The organism is Pirellulimonas nuda (assembly GCF_007750855.1).
Taxonomy (GTDB): Bacteria; Planctomycetota; Planctomycetia; order Pirellulales; family Lacipirellulaceae; genus Pirellulimonas; species Pirellulimonas nuda.
On sequence record NZ_CP036291.1, the window covers coordinates 1,156,983 to 1,177,658 of the forward strand.

17 protein-coding genes are annotated in these 20,676 nt (G+C 67.3%); 6 read left to right on the forward strand and 11 right to left on the reverse strand.

Features of this window, described 5'->3' with window-relative positions:
• Positions 1–193 precede the first annotated feature (193 nt).
• Positions 194–1,816 (reverse strand): chaperonin GroEL, encoded by a 1,623-nt coding sequence (groL, locus tag Pla175_RS04920; protein WP_145281672.1) that lies wholly within the window; start codon positions 1,814–1,816, stop codon positions 194–196.
• Positions 1,817–2,051: 235 nt separating this feature from the next.
• Positions 2,052–2,387 carry a co-chaperone GroES gene (locus Pla175_RS04925; protein WP_145281674.1) on the reverse strand — a complete coding sequence of 112 codons (336 nt, stop codon included), beginning with the start codon at positions 2,385–2,387 and terminating at the stop codon, positions 2,052–2,054.
• Between the two features lie 445 nt (positions 2,388–2,832).
• Here Pla175_RS04925 and Pla175_RS04930 point away from each other — a divergent pair, with 445 nt between their 5' ends.
• Positions 2,833–3,081, forward strand: a complete 249-nt coding sequence (locus Pla175_RS04930; protein WP_145281677.1) for a hypothetical protein — start codon at positions 2,833–2,835, stop codon at positions 3,079–3,081.
• 56 nt (positions 3,082–3,137) lie between these two features.
• Here Pla175_RS04930 and Pla175_RS04935 read toward each other — a convergent pair whose 3' ends face one another.
• From Pla175_RS04935 to mtnB, 6 genes are all read right to left on the reverse strand, one after another.
• A complete protein-coding gene (locus tag Pla175_RS04935; RefSeq protein ID WP_145281679.1) occupies positions 3,138–4,493 on the reverse strand; it encodes a DUF1552 domain-containing protein in 1,356 nt (451 codons plus the stop codon).
• A complete protein-coding gene (locus tag Pla175_RS04940; protein WP_145281681.1) occupies positions 4,490–6,955 on the reverse strand; it encodes a DUF1592 domain-containing protein in 2,466 nt (821 codons plus the stop codon). Before Pla175_RS04940 ends, Pla175_RS04935 begins: the two co-directional genes overlap by 4 nt.
• A 182-nt stretch (positions 6,956–7,137) precedes the next feature.
• Entirely contained in the window at positions 7,138–8,007 is an 870-nt protein-coding gene (locus Pla175_RS04945; protein WP_145281683.1) for an alpha/beta hydrolase, read from the reverse strand.
• Complete coding sequence (gene ruvA / locus Pla175_RS04950; protein WP_145281686.1) at positions 7,979–8,614, reverse strand: Holliday junction branch migration protein RuvA; 636 nt, start codon at positions 8,612–8,614, stop codon at positions 7,979–7,981. The genes Pla175_RS04945 and ruvA overlap by 29 nt, the downstream gene beginning before the upstream one ends.
• Before the next feature lie 154 nt (positions 8,615–8,768).
• The gene (locus Pla175_RS04955) at positions 8,769–9,353 is read right to left on the reverse strand and encodes a 1,2-dihydroxy-3-keto-5-methylthiopentene dioxygenase (protein ID WP_231954197.1); all 585 of its coding nucleotides are present in this window, start codon (positions 9,351–9,353) and stop codon (positions 8,769–8,771) included.
• 198 nt (positions 9,354–9,551) lie between these two features.
• Entirely contained in the window at positions 9,552–10,214 is a 663-nt protein-coding gene (gene mtnB / locus Pla175_RS04960) for a methylthioribulose 1-phosphate dehydratase (RefSeq protein WP_145281688.1), read from the reverse strand.
• Positions 10,215–10,313: 99 nt separating this feature from the next.
• On the opposite strand from mtnB, the gene Pla175_RS04965 reads away from it, so the two are divergent.
• The 4 genes from Pla175_RS04965 to Pla175_RS04980 all read left to right on the forward strand — a co-directional run bounded on the left by Pla175_RS04965 (position 10,314) and on the right by Pla175_RS04980 (position 15,376).
• On the forward strand, positions 10,314–11,261 hold the full coding sequence (locus Pla175_RS04965; protein ID WP_145281689.1) for a DNA glycosylase family protein: 948 nt from the start codon (positions 10,314–10,316) through the stop codon (positions 11,259–11,261).
• Positions 11,262–11,467: 206 nt separating this feature from the next.
• Positions 11,468–12,037, forward strand: coding sequence for a GNAT family N-acetyltransferase (locus Pla175_RS04970; protein WP_197527273.1), 570 nt, complete (start codon positions 11,468–11,470; stop codon positions 12,035–12,037).
• A 233-nt stretch (positions 12,038–12,270) separates the two neighbouring features.
• Positions 12,271–14,373 carry a S9 family peptidase gene (locus tag Pla175_RS04975; protein WP_145281694.1) on the forward strand — a complete coding sequence of 701 codons (2,103 nt, stop codon included), beginning with the start codon at positions 12,271–12,273 and terminating at the stop codon, positions 14,371–14,373.
• A 64-nt stretch (positions 14,374–14,437) separates the two neighbouring features.
• Positions 14,438–15,376: a polysaccharide deacetylase family protein gene (locus tag Pla175_RS04980; RefSeq protein ID WP_145281696.1), complete on the forward strand. Its 939-nt coding sequence runs from the start codon at positions 14,438–14,440 to the stop codon at positions 15,374–15,376.
• Positions 15,377–15,380: 4 nt separating this feature from the next.
• On the opposite strand, the gene Pla175_RS04985 is transcribed toward Pla175_RS04980, so the two are convergent.
• The 3 genes from Pla175_RS04985 to Pla175_RS04995 all read right to left on the reverse strand — a co-directional run bounded on the left by Pla175_RS04985 (position 15,381) and on the right by Pla175_RS04995 (position 18,600).
• On the reverse strand, positions 15,381–16,475 hold the full coding sequence (locus Pla175_RS04985) for a glycosyltransferase family protein (protein WP_197527274.1): 1,095 nt from the start codon (positions 16,473–16,475) through the stop codon (positions 15,381–15,383).
• A 168-nt stretch (positions 16,476–16,643) separates the two neighbouring features.
• A complete protein-coding gene (locus tag Pla175_RS04990; RefSeq protein WP_145281700.1) occupies positions 16,644–17,375 on the reverse strand; it encodes a class I SAM-dependent methyltransferase in 732 nt (243 codons plus the stop codon).
• The gene (locus tag Pla175_RS04995; RefSeq protein WP_145281702.1) at positions 17,314–18,600 is read right to left on the reverse strand and encodes a DUF3419 family protein; all 1,287 of its coding nucleotides are present in this window, start codon (positions 18,598–18,600) and stop codon (positions 17,314–17,316) included. The genes Pla175_RS04990 and Pla175_RS04995 overlap by 62 nt, the downstream gene beginning before the upstream one ends.
• A gap of 306 nt (positions 18,601–18,906) precedes the next feature.
• Between Pla175_RS04995 and Pla175_RS05000 the strand changes: the two genes are divergently transcribed.
• A complete protein-coding gene (locus Pla175_RS05000) occupies positions 18,907–20,514 on the forward strand; it encodes an alkaline phosphatase D family protein (protein WP_145281704.1) in 1,608 nt (535 codons plus the stop codon).
• The last annotated feature ends 162 nt before the right edge of the window (positions 20,515–20,676 follow it).

The following is a 20,676-nucleotide window of genomic DNA, read 5'->3' on the forward strand; positions in this document are numbered from 1 at the left end:
TGGACCAGCCCCGGCGTCTGACGTGGGTCAACGTGGGGGTGTATCGTTCCCCGCGCGTCAGAGCCACAACGACAGGACTGGTCCAACCATTTTGTCTACGTCACTTGCTGGGCATCCGAGGTACGCAAAAAAAGCGGCCGCCGGCTTCGCCGGCGACCGCTTTGGTCATTCAACTTTTAGCCGCTCCGCCGGCTCAATACATGTCGTCCATGCCCGGCGCTCCGCCGCCGCCCTTCTTGTCCTTCTTGGGGGCGTCGGCGATTAGCGCGTCGCTGGTTAGCATCAAGGTGGCGACGCTCGCGGCGTTTTGTAGCGCGGTGCGGGTCACCTTCACGGGGTCGATGATGCCCGCGGCCACCATGTCGACGTACTCGTCGGTCGCGGCGTTGTAGCCGTGGTTGCCCTTTTCGTTGGCTACCTTCTCGCACACGACGCCGCCGTCTTTGCCGGCGTTTTGGGCGATGGCGGTCAGCGGGGCGCGGGCGCTACGCAGCACGATGTTGTAGCCGACCGTTTGGTCTTGGCTGAGCCCCTCGGGCTTCACCTTGGCCGCACAGCGGACCAGGGCGACGCCGCCGCCGGGGAGGATGCCCTCTTCCACCGCGGCGCGGGTGGCGTGCAGGGCGTCTTCGACGCGGGCCTTCTTCTCCTTCATCTCGCTCTCGGTCGCCGCGCCAACGTTCACCTTGGCGACGCCGCCGCTGAGCTTGGCGAGACGCTCTTCGAGCTTCTCACGGTCGTAGTCGCTCTTGGTATTGTCGATCTCGCGGCGGATCTGGTCGATCCGGCCCTTGATGTCGGGGCTCTTGCCGGCGCCTTCGATCAGGGTGGTGTTGTCCTTGTCGATGATCACCTTCTTGGCGCGGCCCAGCTCCTTGAGGCCGACGCTCTCGAGCTTGATCCCCAGGTCCTCGAAGATCGCCTGGCCGCCGGTGAGGATCGCGATGTCCTCCAGCATGGCCTTGCGGCGATCGCCGAAGCCGGGCGCCTTGACCGCCACCACGTTGAACGTGCCGCGGAGCTTGTTGATGACCAGGGTGGCGAGGGCCTCGCCCTCGATGTCCTCGGCGATGATCAGCAGGGGCTTGCCGCTGTTGACGACCGCTTCGAGGCAGGGGACCAGGTCCTTCACGGAGCTGATTTTCTTTTCGTGGATCAGCACGTAGCAGTCTTCCAGCACGCACTCCATCAGCGTCTGGTCGGTGACGAAGTAGGGGGAGAGGTAGCCGCGGTCGAACTGCATCCCCTCGACCCACTCGACCTCGGTGGCGAGGCTCTTGCCCTCGTCGACGGTGATGACGCCGTCCTTGCCGACCTTCTCCATCGCTTCGGCCAGCATCTTGCCGATCTCGGTGTCGCCGTTCGACGCGACGGTGCCGACCTGGGCCATCTCTTGGCTGCTCTTGACCTTGATGCTCATCTTCTTGAGCTGGTCGGTGATGTCGGCCACGGCCCGCTCGATGCCCTGCTTCATCTGCACGGGGTTCACGCCGGCGACGACGGCCTTGAGGCCCTCGTTGAAGATGGCCTCGGCCAGCACGGTGGCGGTGGTAGTGCCGTCGCCGGCGATGTCGGAGGTCTTGGCGGCGACCTCTTTGACCATCTGGGCGCCCATGTTCTCGTAGGTGTCTTCGAGCTCAACTTCCTTGGCGACGGTGACGCCGTCCTTGGTGACGGTCGGCGAGCCGAACGACTTCTGCAGGATGACGTTACGCCCCTTGGGGCCGAGGGTGACCTTCACCGCGCGGGCGAGCTTGGAGACGCCCCGACGCATCGCGTCGCGGGCTTCCTGATCAAAAGCAATCATCTTGGCCATGTTGTGGCTCCGTGTTTGGTGGGTTGGAGTGGTTCGCCGCTGGAGGGCGGTTCGGTTGTTTGACTGTGTCCCGCCGGGTCCGCCACAGGGGCTGGGGGTGGCGCGGCTGCGCCGCGGGGGCTGGGGGCTAGGGACGCGCAAGCGTTCCGGAGTAATGCTTCTGCATCGCTTGCGCGTCCCTAGTCCCCAGCCCCCGCGGCAACGCCGCGCCTCCCCCAGCCCCGCGGCGTCGCTGCTACTCGATGACGGCGAGGATGTCGCTCTCGCTGAGCAGCAGCATTTCTTCGTCGCCGATCGTGATCGTCTCGGGGGCGTAGCTGGTGAAGAGGACGCGGTCGCCTACTTTCACTTGCATGGGGCCGCGCTTGCCGTCGTCGAGCATCTTGCCGGGGCCGACCGAGGCGATGGTGCCGCGGTTGGGCTTGTCCTTGCTGGAGTCCGGAAGCACGATGCCGCCGGCGGTGACGTCTTCGGACTCGTCGCGGCGGACAACGACCTTGTCGCCCATGGGCTGGAGCTTCACTTTGCTCTGCTTAGCGGCGGCGGGCTTGCTCTTGGTGGCGGTGGCCATACGCGGGTTCCTCCTGAAGGATGCTTGGTTGAAGGGTTCTTGAACGCCTGGCCGCCCGGGGTGGGCGGCGTGGTTTGCGGTAATGCTCAGCGGCCTCGCCTGGAGGCCCCGTCCGAAGGGCCCGACCGGACGGCCCGTCCGGAAGGCCTGTTGGCAGGGCCCGGGGGCGCACCCCTGCCTCAGTCGTTGTCTTCGAGACGCTCGTTCGGTAAGCAACTGCTGCGCCAAACTTGTGACGGGGCGCAACGTGTTGGGACTACCTAACTTACAGAGAACGGCCCAATTCTCAAGCCTGCCAGAACCGGCGCGGGGGGGCGGAAGGGCTGCTTTTTGCCGGCCACCGGCTGTCAGATTGACAGCCCGGGCCCTTCCTTCCCGCGGATTCTGAGCTATGGTTTTCCAGACGTTACCGGCCCGGCTTCGCACCACGCACCTGCTACTTCCCATGAGCACACGACTTCTGGCCCTTGCGGCCTTGGCGCTGCTGATCCCCACCCCCTCGGCCGCCCGCTGCAACTGGCTCGATCGCGTACGCGACGACTGGCAGAGCGTGCAGGGGACTCCGCTGGAGAACCGCAGCAACCGGCTGGGGCACTTTTACGGCAACAACGTCCGCCGGGTGCAGCAGCGGAAGGTGATGGTGAACGCGGGGGTCGAGAGCGACCCGCTGCGGACGTACTTCTACGCCAACTGAACCAGCGCGCGTCGGCCGGACCAAGTCCGCCGTGCGTCGCTTGTTCCGGCCTACGGTTAGACGCTTAGGCCCGGGAGCGGGCCGGTGCTGTCGCCGATGCGGTCGACGGGGGCGCCTACCCGTTCGAGCATCGACAGGTAGAGGTTGGTCATGGGCGTTTCTTGCGGGTAGGCGATGTGCCGGCCCGGGGTGAGCAGTCCGCCGCCGCGTCCGGCGACCACCACCGGCAGGTCGTGGTGGTCGTGGCGGTTGCCGTCGCTGATGGCGCCGCCGTACACGACCGCCATGTTGTCTAGCAGGACGCCGTCGCCGTCGGGGGTTTCTTTCAGCTTCTGCACGAAGTAGGCGAACTGCTCGACCAGGTAGCGGTCGATGCGGCCGATGGCGGCGATCTTCTTGGGGTCGTTTTGGTGGTGCGAGAGCTGGTGGTGGCCGTCGCGGACATCGACCATCGGGTAGGTCTTATTGGCGCCCTCGTTGCTGGTCATGAAGGTGGCGATGCGCGTGCTGTCTGTGCGGAACGCCAGGGTCATCAGGTCGTACATCATGCGGATGTGCTGGCCGATGTCGGCGGGCTCTTCCAGCGGCTGGGCGGCCGCGGCCTCGGCGGGCAGCGAGGCGCCGAAGTCGCGTTCGATGCGGCGTTCGATGTCTCGGACGCTCTGGAAGTACTCGTCTACCTTGTTGCGGTCGGCGCCGCCGAGCCGGCCGCGGAGCTGGCGGGCGTCTTCGGCCACCATGTCCAGCACGCTCTTGCGGGAGAAGAGTCGCTGGTCGCGGGCCTCCATGTCGCCCCGCAGGCCGCCGAACAGCCGCTCGAAGGCGAGCCGGGGGTTGGTCTCCTTGGGCATCGGCTGCGAGGGGCTGCGCCACGAGATGTTGTTGGAGTAGGCGCAGGAATAGCCGCTGTCGCAGGCGCCCGCTGCGCGGCCCGCTTCGGTGCCGAGCTCGAGCGAGGGGAGCCGGGTGACGCTGCCGTAGGTTTCGGCGGCGAACTGGTCGGCGCTCTTGCCGGTTTGCATCCCCTCGCCGGAGGTCTTGCGGGGGTGGGCTCCGGTGAGGAAGGCGCCGGCGCTGCGGGCGTGGTCGCCCGGGCCGTCGCCCAGCGAGCGGGCGTTTACGTGGGCCAGCCCGCTGACGATGGTGACGTCCTGCCTGAGGTCGCCGGCCAGCGGCTCCAGCGTGGGGCCGGGCTTCCAGTCGACCCCCAGGCCCTCGGGCTTCCAGCGTTGGTAGTTGGTGCCGTTGGGGAAGAAGACCCAGGCGAGCCGCACCGGCGGGGCGGCGGCCTCGGGTCCGGCCACGGCCGCGGCGGCCGCCAGGGCGGGCCGCATGGCGTCGAGCATCGGCAGCGCGAGCGCCGCGCCGGCGCCGCGGAGGAAGGTCCGTCGTTCTAGCGAGAAGCGGTTCATCGTTCGTGCCTTAAGGAAAGCAGGCCGAGTGCGGCGCCGAGGTCGGCGGCCGGCGTTGGCGGAGGGAGCATCGCGGTGCGTTGGGGACGCACGGCGGGGGCGCTGCCCGCGGGCTTGGGCTTGGTGTGGCCGCTCATGCGGAACGGCTCGCTGACCACGATCGCGGCGACCAGCGACGAGAAGCGGTAGTTGTCCTTGGCCGCGGCGGCCACGATCTCTTCGACGTAGCACTGGTCTTCGAGCCGCAGCCCCCGGCCCAACGCGTAGGTCAGCATCCGCTCTACCGCGTTGCGGACGATCTCCTGCTCGCGGCCGCGCAGCACGGCCGCCATCTCCAGCGGCCCGGAGAAGCGCTCGCCGTCCAGCGCGCCGGCGGGGTCGATCGGGTGGCCGTGGAAGTCGTCGCGCCACCGGCCCACCGCGTCGTAATTCTCCATCGCTAGGCCGATGGGGTCCATCCGCACGTGGCAGCTTGCGCAGCTCGGGTTGCTGCGGTGGATCGCTAGTTGGTCGCGCAGCGGCAGGTCGTGCGAGCCGGCGGCCGACTCTTCGAGGCTGGGGACGCTGGGGGGCGCCGGCGGGGGGGGATCGCCCAGCAGCGCCTCAAGCACCCACTTGCCGCGCTTCACGGGGCTGGTCTCGATCGGGTTGGCGGTGAGCGCCAGGACGCTGGCGTGGGTCAACACGCCGCGGCGGTGCGGGGGGGAGGGGACACGCACCCAGCGGTCTTCGTCTACGTAGTCTCCTTCGCGTCGGCCGCCGCGCTTGCGGCGGTTGGCCGGGAAGCCGGGGCCGTCGTAGTACATCTGCTCGGGGTCGCGGCCCTCGAACTCGATGCCGTAGTGCTCCGCCAGCCGTGGGTTCACGTAGGTGTAGTCGGCGTCCAGCAGCTCTAGCAGGCTGCGGTCTTCGCGGATGATCTCTCGGCACAGCTCCTGCGTCTCGCGCAGCATCGCGGTGCGTAGGCGGCCGCTCCAGGCGGGGAAGTGGTCCGCGTCGCGGTCGATCGTCGCCAGGTTCCGCAGCCCGAGCCACTGCTTGAAGAAGCTCTCCACCAGGGCGTCTGACCGCGGGTCGGCCAGCATCCGGCGGACCTCGCCCCGCAGCCGGCTGGGGAGGTGCAGCGTGCTCTGCCTGGCCAGGTCGTACAGCGGCGCGTCGGGCGTGCTCGCCCATAGGAAGTACGACAGCCGGCTGGCGAGCTGGTAGTCGGTGATCAGCCGGGGGTTGTTGCCGCTGCCGTCGGGCCGGTCTTCAACGCGGAACAAGAAGTACGGAGAGACCAACGCCGCTTGCAGCCCCACGCGCAGCGCTTCTTCGTACGAGGCGCCTTGCAGTGTCGACCGCACCACGATGTCGGCCAGCCGAGATACCTCCGTCGGCGTCGCCGGCCGGCGGTACGCCAGCGGCGCGAACGCCGCGAACACCGCCTCGGCGGCGTTCCGGGTGTCTTCTTCTTTTTCGCCCTTGGGGGTGGCGATCACAAAGCGGTGGTGCGGCCCGGGCAGGGGCGCCGCGCCCTCGGCGGGCCCGACCACTTCTAGCCAATCGACCTCCAGCCGGCGCTTGTAGTCGTGGCGTCGGGCGCCGGCGGGGTCGTCTACAAACTTGATCTCGATCTGGCCGTCCGCGGGCCCGTCGACCGCGGTCGACTCGAAGTCGAGCTCCAGGGTCTGCCGCTTGCCGCCCGCGTTGAGCGTGCCGATGGGTCTGCCGTCGAGCGTCACCTCGGCCGGCACTTCATGCTGCTGGTCGGCGCCGTAGCGCATCGACGCGCGGAAGCGGTACTTGCCGGGCGCCAGCCGAACCCGGGCGCCGAACGACTCGCCGACAAACAGCGTCTGCCCGTCGACGCGCTGCTCACGCAGCCCCTCGGGGTCGAGCGACACCACGCGGCGGGAGACCACCTCGGCGGCCTTGAGGTACTTCTCTAGCAGCAGGGGGGAGAGGGAGAGGACGTCCCCCTGGTTGTCGAAGCCGTTGCCGACGTCGTCCATCGGGAAGCCCACCACCTCCGACGGCGAGAAGTCGATGCCCAGCAGGTCGCGGACCGTGTTGTTGTACTCGTAGGCGTTGAGCCGCCGGATCGTCACCCAGCCGGGGCTGTCCATCGCGTCGCAATCAACCCGCTCCATCAGCCACTCGATGGCGCCCACCATGGCCTTGCGCTCGTCGTCGGTCGGCAGGTCGTAGTGGTCGGACGGCGGCATCGCGCCCAGCTCGATCAACCCCTTCACCTGGCGCCAACGCGAGGGGTCGCTCTGGGCTTGGGCCAGCGTCTCCACCGACGCCAGGTCCACCCCGGCCTCCGACTCGGCGCCGGTGTGGCAGTCTGCGCAGAACCGTGTGAGGAACGGGGTCACGTCGCCGGAGAACGTCGGCTCGGGCCGCGGCGCCTCGTCGGCCGCTGCGCAGGCGCTGCCTAAGAGCATTGCCGCCAGGAGTACTCGGCATGCGGGCATAGGACTGCGGGCGAGGAGGCAGCGGGAAGGGTAGCGGTGGGGCTGTTGGAAACTATACCGCGGCCGGCCGAGAGAACCAAACACACAAGGCGCAGAAAAAACGTACAATCCCGCAGAATCACCTTCCCGACGGGGCGCCTGGGGGGGCCAGCAAACCTTCGCCGGCCGGGAAAAGGAGCGAATCACACCCCCGACTGACGCAGGAAATCTACGAGCGCTCGGTAGTAGTCGGGGGGCTGTGGGTCGTTGTGGCCGGTGTCGGTCATCTCAAAAAACTGCTTCTTGTCGGTCGGGGCCGCCTCGAACAAGCGCCGCGAGTGTTCGAAGGGCACCACGCCGTCGGCCGTGCCGTGGCTGATCATCACGGGCCCCCGGTAGCGGGCGATCCTGCCGAGCGAGTCGTAGCGGTTCTTCATCAGCAGCCGGACGGGGAGCCACGGGTAGTGGATGGCGGCGGCGTCGGTCAGGCGCGTGAACGTGCTCTGCAGCACCAGCGCGGCGGCGCCCTGCTCGGCCGCCGCCGCGACGGCCACGCCGCCGCCAATCGATCTGCCGATGAGGATCACCTCGTCGGTCCGCCTGCCGGTCTGCTCGGCCAGCCAGCGGTGCGCGGCCAGGCCGTCGGCGATCACGCCGGCTTCGTTGGGCTTGCCCCCCGAGAGCCCGTAGCCGCGGTAATCGAACACCAGCACCGCTGCGTCCAGCTCGTCGCGCAGCAGCTCCATCAGCTCGCGGTTGTCGGCCACCTGCTCGCCGTTGCCGTGGAAGTAGAGCGCCACGCGCTTGGGGTTCTGGTGGGAGAAGTACCAGCCGTGCAGCCGGGTGCCGTCGGCGCTGTCGAACCACGCGTCGGAGATCGCCTCCTCGGGGGCGAGCTGCCAGTCCCCCTCGGCAGCGGCGGGGGCGGGGTAGACGAGCCAGCGTTCGATGAAAGTCATGCCCAGCACTACCAACAGGTAAACGATCAGCACGCGCCGCAGCACGCCCGCCGGCCAGCGCACCCACCACGCCCACCGGGGCCGATCAGGATTGTTGTTGCTCGTAGACGGCATGCAACAGCGCCTCGATGTCTTTGTAGGACTTCTTCTTGGCCAGTGCCGACTCCACCAGCCGACGCGCCTCGGGCTCGCTGTGGCCCAACGAACGCAGCACGTCGAACGCCTCGCCGGCAAGGTCGCGTGCGCTGTCGCTGCCGGGCGCGCCCCCCGAATCCAGCCCGCGTCCCACCAGCAGGGCGAACTTGGGCGCCCGCCGGCGGAGCTTGGCGATGATCCGCTCGGCCGTGGCGGGGCCGATGCCGGGCAGCGCCGACAGGCCCTTCACGTCCTGCTGTTCGATCAGCGTCGCCAGCTCGGCCACGGGGCGCACCATCGCCCGCAGGGCCTTCTTGACGCCGACGCCGTCGACCTCGCAGAACATCTCGAAGAACTCGCGTTCGACCCCGTGTAGGAAGCCGACCATCCGGGGGGTGATCCGGCCGCCGGCCGCGTTGCCCTCGAAGTACTCGATGGTGAACAGGCTGGCGTCGTCGCCGACGCGGCTTTGCAACTGCCGGCGGGCGAACTCGGGGATCATTACCGCGCGTTCGTAGGGCCCGACGCCCAGCGTGAGCACGTCTCCCGTTACCCCGATGACGGTTCCGGTGATCTTCGTGATCATAAAAGCAAGGTCCTTCGCGCAGTCGCGGGTCGTCTAGCAGCCAATCGCTGCCGACCTACGGTCGGCGCTTTCCAAAAACGCATCTAGTCCGATACGCGCCGAGGGGCTTTTCGCTACGCGCCGACCGTAGGTCGGCGGCTGCTGGCCCAGGTTGCTACAGCTTGATCGCGGGGGTGTCGACGCGGTCGGAGGCCACGTACTCGGGGCCCCAGCAGACCGGTGCGTAGGCGCCGTCGACCCCGTCCTGGGCGTACTCGGGGGTCCAGCCGCTGGCGTCTTCGAACAACCGGATGCAGCGGATCGACCGGTTGGTGCACAGATGAAACCAGTGCCGCGTGCCGGCCGGCACGTTGATCAGGTCCCCCGCCTCGACCTCGATCGAGAACACGGGGCCCTCGACCGGGTTGATCCAGAACACGCCGCGGCCGGCGACCGTGAACCGCACCTCGTCTTCGCTGTGCGTGTGCTCCTTGTCGAACTTGGCCAGCATCGCGTCCAGGTTCGGCGTGTCGGGAGAGACGTTGATCACGTCTGCCGTAACAAAGGCGCCCCGCTCTTTGAGGCGCTCGATCTCCGGCGCGTAGGCGGCCAAGATGTCGTCGTTAGTGGCCTCGGCCCCGATGCGCCCCTCGACCGGCCAGCACTCGTGCCAGATGCCCACCGGCGCCAGATGCCGGGCAATCTCGTCGCGATCGGTAATGCGGCGGTCTTCGGCGGGGATGGTAATCGTGGCCATCATAAACTCGTTCGGATGAAGGACGGACGGTTAACCACAGAGTCACTGAGAACACTGAGAACGACTGAGAAAGAAACCCGCAGTATTCTCTCGCAGAGTCGCCCACAGACGCAGAGAAACAAAATACGCCATCCGTCCTCTGCGTCTCCGCGAGAGCATCTACTTTCTCCGTCCGTCTCCGTGTTCTCTGTGACTCAGTGGTTAAAGTCTAACTGATTCACCGCCCCAGGCGAGGCGCCGGCCCTCGCATTCGAACAGGAACTCCAGCACCTCGATGTGCCGGCGGGCGGCGTCGATGTCTTCTCCCCAGGCGTACAGGCCGTGCTTGCGGATCAGGAAACCGTGGCGGAGCGGGTCGGCGTCGTCTTCTAGCCGGCCGCGGACCTGCTGAGCGAGGGTGGGAATGTCCTGGGTGTTTGGGAATACCTCGATGTACTTGGCCGACTGGTGGGTCGTGATCCCGTCGAGCCCCTTGAGCATCTCGTACCCCTCGATCGCCCAGCCGCCGGCGTCGCCGTAGCGGTCCGATAGCAGCGTCCCCCACACGGAGTGGGTGTGCAACACGGCGCCGGCGCCCGCCGCTTCTGCCAGCACGACGTGCAGCATGGTCTCGGCAGACGACTTCTTGTTGTCGCCGGCAGCGGGCTTGCCGTCGGCGCCGACGTGCACAAAGTCGTCCGCACTCAGCCGCCCCTTGTGCTTGCCGCTCACCGTCACCAGCAGGTCCAGCGGGTCGCGCCCCAGCACCGCGCTGTAGTTGCTGCTGGTGCCCAGCGACCAGCCGCGGTGGTGGAAGTCCGCGCCGGCGGCCCGGAGGGCGTCGGTTGCTTCGGTTGCGCTGGGTCGCGTCGGGGGCTGATTCATCGCGTGCGTCGGCTCGATGGGGCCGTCTCGATTTCGACGGGGGGTTCCGCGACACTGTACCGGGTCGCAACGGCCCGGGCCAAGGGCGGGAGAATCAAGGTGTCGAGTCGATTGTCGCTGGCTACCCCCGAGGGGTTCGCGTTCAACCGGGCGGTTTGCTCGTACGGCTACTTCCTGCTGGCCCCCAACCGCTGGCGGCCGGCCGAGCAGGCGCTGGAGCACACCGCCGCGCCCGAGGGCGCCGGCCCGACCCTGCTACGGGTCACGCAGCCCAAGGGGGCGGGCGCTCCGCTGCGGATCGAATGCGCGACGAGGCTCGACCGCGCCCAAGCAGGCCACGTCAAGCAGGCGCTGCGGCGGATGCTCCGGCTAGACGACGACCTGTCGGCCTGGCGCCGCCTGCACCCGAAGGCCCGGCGCCGTGGCTTCGGGCGGCTGTTCCGCTCGGCCTCGTTGTTTGAGGACATGGTAAAGACCATCACCGGCTGCAACGTGACGTGGCGGAACACGATCGTCATGAACCGCCTGCTGGCGGAGCGCTTCGGCGCCGGCGCCTTCCCGTCGCCGGCGCAGCTTGCGCGTGTCGCCCCCGAGCGGTTGAAGGCCGAGGCCAAGGTCGGCTACCGGGCCGAGCGGATCATCCAGCTCGCCCAGCGGTTCGAAGAGGGGTCGATCGAACCGGGCTGGTTCGAGTCGCCCCAACACTCGACCGGCCAGCTCCGAGAGGCGCTGCTGGCGATCCACGGCTTTGGCCCCTACGCCGCGGCGAACATGCTGCAGCTTTTGGGCCGCTTCGACCACGTGCCGATCGACACCGAGACCTACCGCCACTACTGCCTGCAGCAGGGGGTAGAGCGTCCGGCCGATGCGGCGGCGCTCGACGCCCAGATCCGGGCCCACTACGACCGCTACCACCCCTACCAGTTCCTCGCCTACTGGTTCGACCTGTGGCGAGACTACCAACGCCGGTTCGGAAACGCCTGGACCTGGGACCCCGACACGGCCGCCGGCAACTTCACCGCCTCGGTGCTCAATCGCACCCCCTAGCAGCGGGCTACACTAGAGCTACGGCATTGCCACCAAGAGGCACAAAAAAGCACAAAAAACTAGAATGACCAGCAGCGATGCGGCGATCAACCTACGCCCGCTGGTCATAGGGGCTTGGGCATCTGCTGTCCGTTTCTTAGTGCTTCTTTGTGCCTTCTCGTGGGCAACCGTCGTTAGGTCAGTGTTCACCCAAGGCGAGTGACCCATTGAGCCTCACTATCGTTACCATCCCGCTGGCCTCGATCACCCAGGCCCAGGCTGCGCAAATCGGCGCGCTGCTGGCGCGTGTGTGGGTGAAGCCCGAGAAGGACGCGCAGTTCCGCGCCAGGCAACTGCTTGACGCCGGCAGGGGAGGGGACCCGCGGGCGCTCCTGCCGCCGCAGTCGTGCGTGGTGTACGACGGCGACCAAGTGGTGGGGCACGCGATGACCGAGCAGCGGACCATCGCCACGGCCGCGGGGAAACTCGACGTGCTGGCCCTCAGCAAGGTCTGCACCGACCCCGATCGACGCGGCATGGGGATCGGCCCGATGGTGGTGCACGCCGCGTTCGCGCCGGTCGACTCGGGCGTGCTGGCCTTCTCGCTGTTCCAGACCACGTGCGCGGTGCGGCCCTTCTACGAGCGGCTGGGCGCGCGGCTCGTCGAGCAGCCGATAACCAACTCGCTGGCGACCGACCCGGGCGCGTGCCCCTTCTGGGACGAAGTGGTGATGCGGTACCCCTGGGGCGGCGACTGGCCCGCCGGGCCGATCGACCTGCTGGGACCGGGGTACTGATGGGGGGAACCGCCAAGACGCCAAGAGCGCCAAGACGCGCCAAGGAGAGAAAAATAAACAGGCACAGAAAGAGTTGGTCTTCCATCCTGTCGATCCTGTCCGATTCCTTCTGACCTTTTCTTTCCGTCTTGGCGCTCTTGGCGTCTTGGCGGTTTTCTAATCTTCCGTCGTGCTTCTTCGTGGCCTTGGTGGTTAAGATCGTGGAACCACCCCGCCCCCCCCCCCAAGATGCCATGACGCCGTTCCGCTCTGCGCCGCTTGTTGGCTTGTTGATCTTCATGGGTCTTTCGCCGGCCTTGTTGGCCCAAGGGACCCGGGCCGACTACCAGCGCGCCAACGCGCTCGGCGAGCGGTTCCGCAACAAAGTAGTGCGCGACCGGGTAGAGCCGCACTGGGTTTCGCCGACGCGGTTCTGGTACAAGAACGAGCTGCCGGGGGACACGGATGAGTTTGTGCTGGTCGACGCCGAGCAGGGGACCCGCGAGACTGCCGCGACGCGCGACGAGCTCCCGCTCAACAACGGCGAGAAGCCCGACGAGAGGCTCGACGAAGGGCCCAAGGCGCCCAGCCCCGATCGCCCACGCTTCGGCGATCGACCCCAGTCGCGTTCGCCCGACAAGCAGGTGAGCGTCGCCCTGCGCGATCGGCAGCTCGTGCTCAAGCGCGGCGACGCGGAGACGCTGCTCACTACCGACGGCGCCGAGGACAACGCGCTGAGCGACCGCGTCTACTGGTCGCCCGACTCGAAGTACTTTGTCGCGCTGCAGACCAAGGCCGGAGGCGACCGCCGGGTGACGCTGGTCGAGTCGTCTCCCAAGGACCAGGTGCAGCCCAAGATCAAGACGCTCGCGTACCTCAAGCCGGGCGACGCGATCCGGCAGCCGCGGCCCCGCTTGTTCTGCGTGGAAGAGGCAAGAGAGCTGCCCATCAAGGACGCCGCGCTGTTTGAGAACCCGTGGGACATCAAGACGCTCCGCTGGGCGGCGGACAGCTCTGGCTTCACGTTCTTCTACAACCAGCGCGGCCACCAGACCTTGAGGATCGTGCGGGTCGACGCCCCCAGCGGCGAGGCGCGGGCGGTCATCGAAGAATCCTCGCCGACGTTCGTCGACTACGCCGGCAAGTTCTTCTGCTGCTACCTAGACGACACAAACGAGATCCTCTGGATGAGCGAGCGTGACGGCTGGAACCACCTCTACTTGATCGACGCCGGCACGGGCGAAGTAAAAAACCAGGTGACCCGCGGGCCGTATGCGGTGCGGGGCGTTGACTGGGTCGACCCCGAGCGGCGCCAGGTGTGGCTGCACGCCGGCGGCGTGTACGCCCATCAAGACCCGTACTACGTGCACTACTGCCGGGTCGACTTCGACGGCAAGAACCTCACGCGCCTCACCGAGGGGGATGGCACGCACGCCGTGAAGTTCTCTCCCGACCGGCGGTGGCTGATCGACACGTACTCCCGCGTCGACATGGCGCCGGTGACCGAGCTGCGCAGCGCCGAAGACGGCTCGCTGGTGTGCGAGCTGGAACGCGGCGACCTGTCGGCCTTGCAGGCCGAGCTCTGGCGGGCGCCCGAACGCTTCGTCGCCAAGGGCCGCGACGGCAAGACGGACATCTACGGCATCATCTGCCGTCCGACCCATTTCGACCCCGCCAAGAAGTACCCGGTGATCGAAGAACACTACGCCGGGCCGCACTCGGCGTTTGTGCCGAAGGGGTTCGCGCCGCTGCACCGCTCGCAGGAGTTTGCGGAGCTAGGGTTCATCGTCGTTCAAGTAGACGGCATGGGGACGTCGCACCGCAGCAAGGCGTTCCACGACGCGTGCTGGCGCAACCTGGCCGACGGCGGCTTCCCGGACCGCATCGCCTGGATGAAGGCCGCCGCTCAGAACCACCCCGAGATGGACCTCACCCGCGTCGGCATCCGCGGCACCAGCGCCGGGGGGCAGACCGCCATGGCGGCGCTGTGGCGGCACGGCGATTTCTACAAGGCGGCCGTCTCCAACTGCGGCTGCCACGACAACCGGATGGACAAGATCTGGTGGAACGAGCTGTGGATGGGCTGGCCGGTCGGCCCGCACTACGCCGAGCAGTCGAACGTCACCCACGCCGGCAAGATCGAGGGTGACCTGCTGCTGATCGTCGGCGAGATGGACGACAACGTCCCCCCCGAATCGACGCTGCAAGTGGTGAACGCGTTGATCGAGGCGGACAAGGACTTCGAGTTCCTGCTGGTCCCCGGCAAAGGCCACGGCGCCGGCGGCCCCTACACGCAGCGTAAGACAATGGACTTCTTCGTACGCAAGCTGCTGGGTGTAGAACCGAGAGCCGAGTAGCGATTCGGATCAGAGCGGAGCCCAAGGGCTACGCCCCTTCGCGGCGTCGGCCTATAACCACTGCGTGAGCAAACCAACCGGCGCCCGCGTCATCCTCCGCAACCTCGCGACCGCCTGCTTCCGCTGGGCGTTGCTGATTGTTGTCTGCGTCCTGATCGCTATCGGCCTGGCCGTCCTCGGATGTGCCCCCCACGTGCTGCTGGGTTACGGCCTCGGCGGCGTAGGCGCGTTCGGCGCCGCGGCCGTGGTTGTGATGCTGATGGGGGTAGCGCTCGCATTGCTCTCTTGGAGCTTCGGGCCGAAGCGGCTGCTGCTTTCTCTGCTGCTGTTGTTCGTTGGGGCGTCGCTGTTGCTGACCTTCCCGCCAAAGTGGGCCATCCGCTGCTTCGAAGAACCCGGCGGGCCCGTGTTCTTCTTGCCGACCGCGGAGCCGCTCGCGGCGCTCACGATCGACGACGGCGTTGACCCCGCCACCACACCCTTGATCTTGGAGGTGCTCCGCACCACCGGCGCCCGTGCGACGTTCTTCGTGCTGGCCGAGTCGGCCGAGGCGCACCCCGAGCTGGTCGAGCAGATCGTCCGCGAAGGGCACGAGCTCGGCAACCATCAGATAAGGGATGTGCCGGCCGTCACGCTGACGCCCGACGAGCTCGCGCGGCAGCTTAACGATGCAGACGCCATCCTGCGAAGGTTCGGCCCCGTGCGCTGGCTCCGCCCAGGCGGCGGGTTTGTGAACGACGACGTGAAACGCGTCGCCAAGCGGCTTGACTGCCAAATCGCCTTGGGTTCGGCGTTCCCGATGGACCCCTACATCCACTCGCCACGCTTTGTGGCGGCGTACCTGTTGGGGCGCGTCCAACCCGGCGCCATTGTGGTGCTGCACGACTGCGGCGCGCGGGGCGAGCGTACGGCGACGGCGCTCGCGGCGGCGATACCGCAGATCGAAGCGCAGGGGATCAAGCTCGTCACCCTCTCCGAGCTAGCAGAAGCGTCAAGAAACTAGGCGGCTATCGGGCGCTGCTTGCAGGGGAGGTTTGTTTGAGCATCGCCTCGATCGCCGCGGCTGCTTCGTCGGTTCCGTCGAACCGCACGCTGCTGGCCGCGAGTTGACCGCGGTACTTTTCGCGATCGTCCAGAAACTGTTGGAACACCGCGGCGGTGACCCCCTCCAGCGTGCTGGCTACGCCCCCGCCCAACTGCTGGACAAAGTACGCGTTGATCATCTGCTCGTGGTGCTTCTGCTCCGGCAGCGCCAAGATCGGCTTGCCGAAGTAGAGCGACTCCCCCATCAACTGGTTGCCCGCGGCCGCGACGATGCAGTTGGCGGTCGCTAGGTCGTCCAGAAACGTTTGCTCGTTGATCGCGTGGAACGTGATCGCCCCCCGCGGCGGGCGTTCGCCGAGCCCGTACACGCGGACCGGTAGCGGCGACCCCTCCAGCACCTCCAGCACGCGCGGCGGGGTGCTCTTCCGCAGGTAGCTGAGCACGTGATCGCCCACGCTCGGCTGCCGCGCCCGCACCGCCGGCCTCAGCAGCGGGCCGACCTGCGTCACGTGCTTGTAGTCACGCCGCAGGGGAGGGCGGTAGAACGCGCTGACGACGGTCTTCTGCTGCCCGATGCCGAACAGCCACACGCTCCACCCCATCGCCCACGCCCACCACTGCAAGCCGCGCGGTAGGCCCGATAGGTCGTAGGTGGTCATGAAGTGCTGGTGGTCGAGGCTCATCACCGGCACGCCGCAGCGGTGGGCCGCGCGGGCCACGGTCGGCTCGAAGTCGCACACCACCAGGTCGGGCCGGTCACGCCGCACTTCGACCTCGCGCTCGCTCACCACCCCCCGCAGGTTCCACCACATCGCCAGCCCGTGGCGGATGGTCTTGATCAGGTCGAGCCGGTCGGCGGTGTAGTGGAACTTCAGGCCGCTGGTCTCGCGGACCTCGACCTCGGGATCATCCGCGTAGGCGTCCCGCAGAAAATCGAGCGCGTCGAACGAGGTGTACAGCACAATCCGGTGCCGGTCTCGCAGCCGCTCCACCATGGACCGCGCCCGCGACGCGTGCCCACGCCCCTCGCCCATCACGCTGTAGAAGAGGGTGGCCATGGGAGTGCAGACGCATTGAAGCAGGGTGCCTGGGGTCGTAGCGTAGCGTAGCCCCCAGGCGGTCGCCATTGAGTTGGCAGAAGCGGTTCGAGCTGCCGCTGGGGGCTGCGGCTGACGCCTCCGACCCCAGCCACCCTTAGCTGAACGCTGATCGCTGACAGCTGATCGCTATCCTGCCTTCGTCCCCACGTACGTGTAGTACGGCGCCCGCACCACGGGGATCCACGGCAGCTTGCCGTAGTGTTGCTCGACGTCTTTCGGCTGGAACTTGTTCGCCAGGTACGGCAGGTGGTCGGCGCTCGGGTAGACGTTGTCCATCGAGAACCACACCGGCCAGAAGCTGCGCGTGAAGAACGAGTGCTCCTTGTGCCCCTCGTGCGGGTACTTGCGGGCGATGAAGAAGTCGGCCACGCCGATCGTCCCGCCAGGCTTCAGCACGCGGTACGCCTCGTTCACGGCGCCGAACCAGTCGGGGATCATCGTCAGCGAGTAGGTGAACGTCACCAGGTCGACCGAGTTGTCGGGCTGGTCGAGGTTGGTGACGTCCGAGCACACGGCCTCCACATTGGTCCAGCCGTGCCCCTCGATCCGCTTGTTCGCCACGGCCAGCAGCTTGGTGGACAGGTCGACCAGTTTGGCGCCCCCCAGCTTCGGCAGGCGGTCCGCCATCAGCTCTGCGTTGCTGCCGGTCCCCGAGCCCAGGTCCAGCCACACGCCCCCCTCGGGCGGGTCGACCTTGGCGAACAACGCTTCGCGGCCGTGCAGCATCCGCTTGCGGAACGCGTCGTAGTCGTCCGCCTGGCCGCCGTAGAAGCTGTCGAGCCGCTCTTGGTGCGTCTCACCCCGAATGGGCGAGAGCGTCAGATGATACAGCGTCTTGAGTTGCGCCAGTGCGCTCATCGCGGTGGGTGGTTGAGTTAACGGCGTACGGGGGCGAAAGCCGCAGGTTGGCGATGGAGAAGCTGCCGTAGGTGTTCACACGGTCCTTGGCGTGCAGCTCGTCCGCCAGCCCGCGGTCGTATTCCAAGAAGTCAGAAAGCGGCCGTTGCTTGCCGTCCACCTTCACCAGCACCGGGTCGACAAACTCGCACTTCACCGCGGCGCTGCGCCACAGCACGCGGGCGCCGTCGTCTGCGCGGTCGATAATCGCCTGCCACTGCTTGGCCAGCACCTCCTTGCGGTGCTCGGCCAGCCAGTCCATGTGGTCCAGCAGCACGTAGTGGGAGTACTTGCGCTCGGTTTCCAGCAGGAAGCTGAGGATCGACGCGTGGTGCGGCTTGACCCGGTCCACCAGACCACCCTTGAGCCGGTCGAAGTTGTCCTGCCGCAGGTAGCTGGGGCAGCATTCCTCGCTGTACTCGCCGGTCAGGTAGACACGCCAGAAGTAGTTGTCCTGCAGCGGCAGCGACCCGAACACCGTGTCGAGGCGGTCTTCGACAAACTGGGCGATCCCGCCCGGGTAGTAACGCTCGAGCTGCCGACGCTGGGCGCGTGGCACCCCCAGCAGGCTCAGCGTGCTGTCACGCCGCATGGTCCACTTGACCAGCGGGCCCCAGAACTTGGGCTTTACCTGGGCGTAGGCGTCTTGCTGCTCTTCGACGCTGGTCGCCTGCAGCATCTTCTCCACCTGTGGGCGGATCCGCGCGATGCGGTTGATGTAGGCGTTCATGCTCCAAGCGAACGCGCCGCTCGAGCCGCGGAAGTAGAAGCTGGGGCGCCGACCCACGCCGGTGAAGAACTTGCCGTGCTTGTCCCAGTACTTGCGGGCGCTGGGCGATAGCTGCTCGCGCAGCGAGCCGTGGTAGTAGTCTTGCCAGTGGTCGGTGCGGCCGCGGCCGAACAGCTCGAAGAACTGGTCGAACTCCAGCCCGCGGATGCCGGCCAGCTTCAGCTCCAAGAGCGCGTTCTGGCGCGGGTTGATGTCGACCGTGTCGACCCGCTCCGGCTCGTCCAGCGCGTAATCCAGCGCGTTGCAACCCGCGGAGGTGATCACCAGCAGCCGGTCGCCCGGCCCCAGGTCCAGCGCCACGCGGTCTAACCGCGGGTCTTCCCAGCAGGTGTTGTAGACGAGGTGATTCGAATGGCAGAGCTTAAAAACAGCCTTGCTCAAATAGCTTGCCAGCATCGGCGGAGGACCCTCGGGGCGGGCGCGGTAGCCAGAGTGGGGGGAAACTTGACCCAGTAGTCTATGCCGAAGCCCGCCGGGTTGGGAAGTGTGTCCGCCGCGGCTTTTCCGCTGTGGGAGAAAGGGCCTGGGGAACTGTAGCGATCGGCGAAACGTCAGTTTTCCGACGGGGGAGCGTTTTTCCGGTGCGCAGCCGTGGTCCACTTCATTCGGCCTTCACGTTTGCCAGGTAAACTCCGGGTACCGGCACGATCGCCGTCGAATGAGCGGACTTCGTTCCTCGAACCTGCCAGATACCAGACCACCATGCTCGACTACGAATCGCTCCGAACGGCCGTTCAATCCGAAGGGGGCGTCAGCCGCCGCGCCATGCTGGCGTACAGTGCGGCGCTTGGCTCGCTGCCGCTGTTAGGCCGCACGAGTTGGGCAGAAACGCGGCCGGCCTTCGCCAGTGATCCGTTTACGCTGGGGGTCGCGTCGGGCGACCCTACGAGCGACGGGATGGTGTTGTGGACCCGCCTGGCGCCGGCGCCCCTCGACCCAAACGGGGGCATGCCCACCACGCCGGTCGAGGTGCCGTGGGAAGTAGCCGAGGACGACGCGCTCAATCACGTCGTCCGCAAAGGGACCGCGACCGCGACGCCGCAGTTGGGCCACGCCGTGCATGTGGAAGTCGATGGTCTCAAGCCCGACCGCTGGTATTGGTACCGCTTCCGCGCGGGGGACGCCCAAAGCCCTGTGGGGCGGACCCGCACGTTCCCGGCGCCAGACGTGATGCCCGCCAAGCTGGCGTTTGCGTTCGCCTCGTGCCAGCACTACGAGCACGGCTACTACACCGCCTACGAAGGGATGGCGGGCGACGACCTCGACCTGGTGGTTCACTTGGGGGACTACATCTACGAGAAGGGCCCCTACAAGCTGCGGAAGGGGGAGAAGGACCCCAACGTGCGCAAGCACGTAGGGGGAGAGATCGAGTCGCTGGGGGACTATCGGGTGCGTCACTCCCTCTACCGCAGCGACCCGTTGCTGCACGGCATGCACGCCCAGTGCCCGTGGATCGTGACCTGGGACGACCACGAAGTCGACAACAACTACGCCGACGGCACCTCGGAAGAGAAGCGCGTCGACCCGGTCGACTTCCTCCTCCGCCGCGCCAACGCCTACCAGGCCTACTACGAGATGATGCCGCTGCGGAAGCGTTCAATGCCCAGCGGCCCCAACATGCGGCTCTACCGCGGCGCCGATTTTGGTCGGCTGGCGAGGTTCCTGACGCTCGACACTCGGCAGCACCGCAGCGACCAGCCGAACGACGACGGCAAGACGCCGCTGAACGCCGACGCCCTGAACCCCAGCAACACCATGCTGGGGGCCGACCAACGGCGTTGGCTGGAGCGGCGGTTGATCGATTCGTCCGCAAACTGGAACGTGCTGGCCCAGCAGGTAATGATGGGCACGGTCGCCCGCTTCGAGAAGGACGGCGTGCCGATGTACTCGATGGACCAATGGCCCGGCTACGCCGCGGAGCGCGCCGCTCTGATGCGGTTCCTGCAAGACCGCCGCGTCCCCAACCCCGTGGTGCTGACCGGCGACATCCACTGCAACTGGGCCAACGAGCTCCGCGTCGACGACCTCAAGCCCGAAACGCCCATCGTGGCCAGTGAGTTCGTCGGCACCTCGATCACTTCCGGCGGCAACGGCGTCGACCGAGCGGACGACCACGACGCGACGCTCTCCGCCAACCCCTGCGTCCGCTACTACAACCGCGAACGGGGCTACGTCCGCTGCACGGTCACCCCCGACGCTTGGGTGAGCGACTACATGGTGGTAGACGACGTGCAGCGCCCCGGCGGCAATGTGACGAAGCGGGCTTCGTACGCCGTCGAGTCGGGCAAGCCGGGCGTATCGCCGGCGTAGGGCGGGGGAGGGGTGGCCGAGACATCGCCTTTGCTCGGCGAGAGAGCCGCGAGGTTTCTGCGGAAAACCGCTGGCTGCGGGGGCTTGCTCCGGCTAGCCTGTAACAGGTCTGGCAGTGGCGCGTTTGTGCTACAGCGACTTGGGGAGCTGGCCGAACGCTCC

Bases quoted from the DNA above. Each gene is read 5' to 3' on its own strand.
- groL (WP_145281672.1), bottom strand. From the start codon at position 1,816: ATGGCCAAGATGATTGCTTTTGATCAGGAAGCCCGCGACGCGATGCGT.
- Pla175_RS04925 (WP_145281674.1), bottom strand. From the start codon at position 2,387: ATGGCCACCGCCACCAAGAGCAAGCCCGCCGCCGCTAAGCAGAGCAAA.
- Pla175_RS04930 (WP_145281677.1), top strand. From the start codon at position 2,833: ATGAGCACACGACTTCTGGCCCTTGCGGCCTTGGCGCTGCTGATCCCC.
- Pla175_RS04935 (WP_145281679.1), bottom strand. From the start codon at position 4,493: ATGAACCGCTTCTCGCTAGAACGACGGACCTTCCTCCGCGGCGCCGGC.
- Pla175_RS04940 (WP_145281681.1), bottom strand. From the start codon at position 6,955: ATGCCCGCATGCCGAGTACTCCTGGCGGCAATGCTCTTAGGCAGCGCC.
- Pla175_RS04945 (WP_145281683.1), bottom strand. From the start codon at position 8,007: ATGCCGTCTACGAGCAACAACAATCCTGATCGGCCCCGGTGGGCGTGG.
- ruvA (WP_145281686.1), bottom strand. From the start codon at position 8,614: ATGATCACGAAGATCACCGGAACCGTCATCGGGGTAACGGGAGACGTG.
- Pla175_RS04955 (WP_231954197.1), bottom strand. From the start codon at position 9,353: ATGATGGCCACGATTACCATCCCCGCCGAAGACCGCCGCATTACCGAT.
- mtnB (WP_145281688.1), bottom strand. From the start codon at position 10,214: ATGAATCAGCCCCCGACGCGACCCAGCGCAACCGAAGCAACCGACGCC.
- Pla175_RS04975 (WP_145281694.1), top strand. From the start codon at position 12,271: ATGACGCCGTTCCGCTCTGCGCCGCTTGTTGGCTTGTTGATCTTCATG.
- Pla175_RS04985 (WP_197527274.1), bottom strand. From the start codon at position 16,475: ATGGCCACCCTCTTCTACAGCGTGATGGGCGAGGGGCGTGGGCACGCG.
- Pla175_RS04990 (WP_145281700.1), bottom strand. From the start codon at position 17,375: ATGAGCGCACTGGCGCAACTCAAGACGCTGTATCATCTGACGCTCTCG.
- Pla175_RS04995 (WP_145281702.1), bottom strand. From the start codon at position 18,600: ATGCTGGCAAGCTATTTGAGCAAGGCTGTTTTTAAGCTCTGCCATTCG.
- Pla175_RS05000 (WP_145281704.1), top strand. From the start codon at position 18,907: ATGCTCGACTACGAATCGCTCCGAACGGCCGTTCAATCCGAAGGGGGC.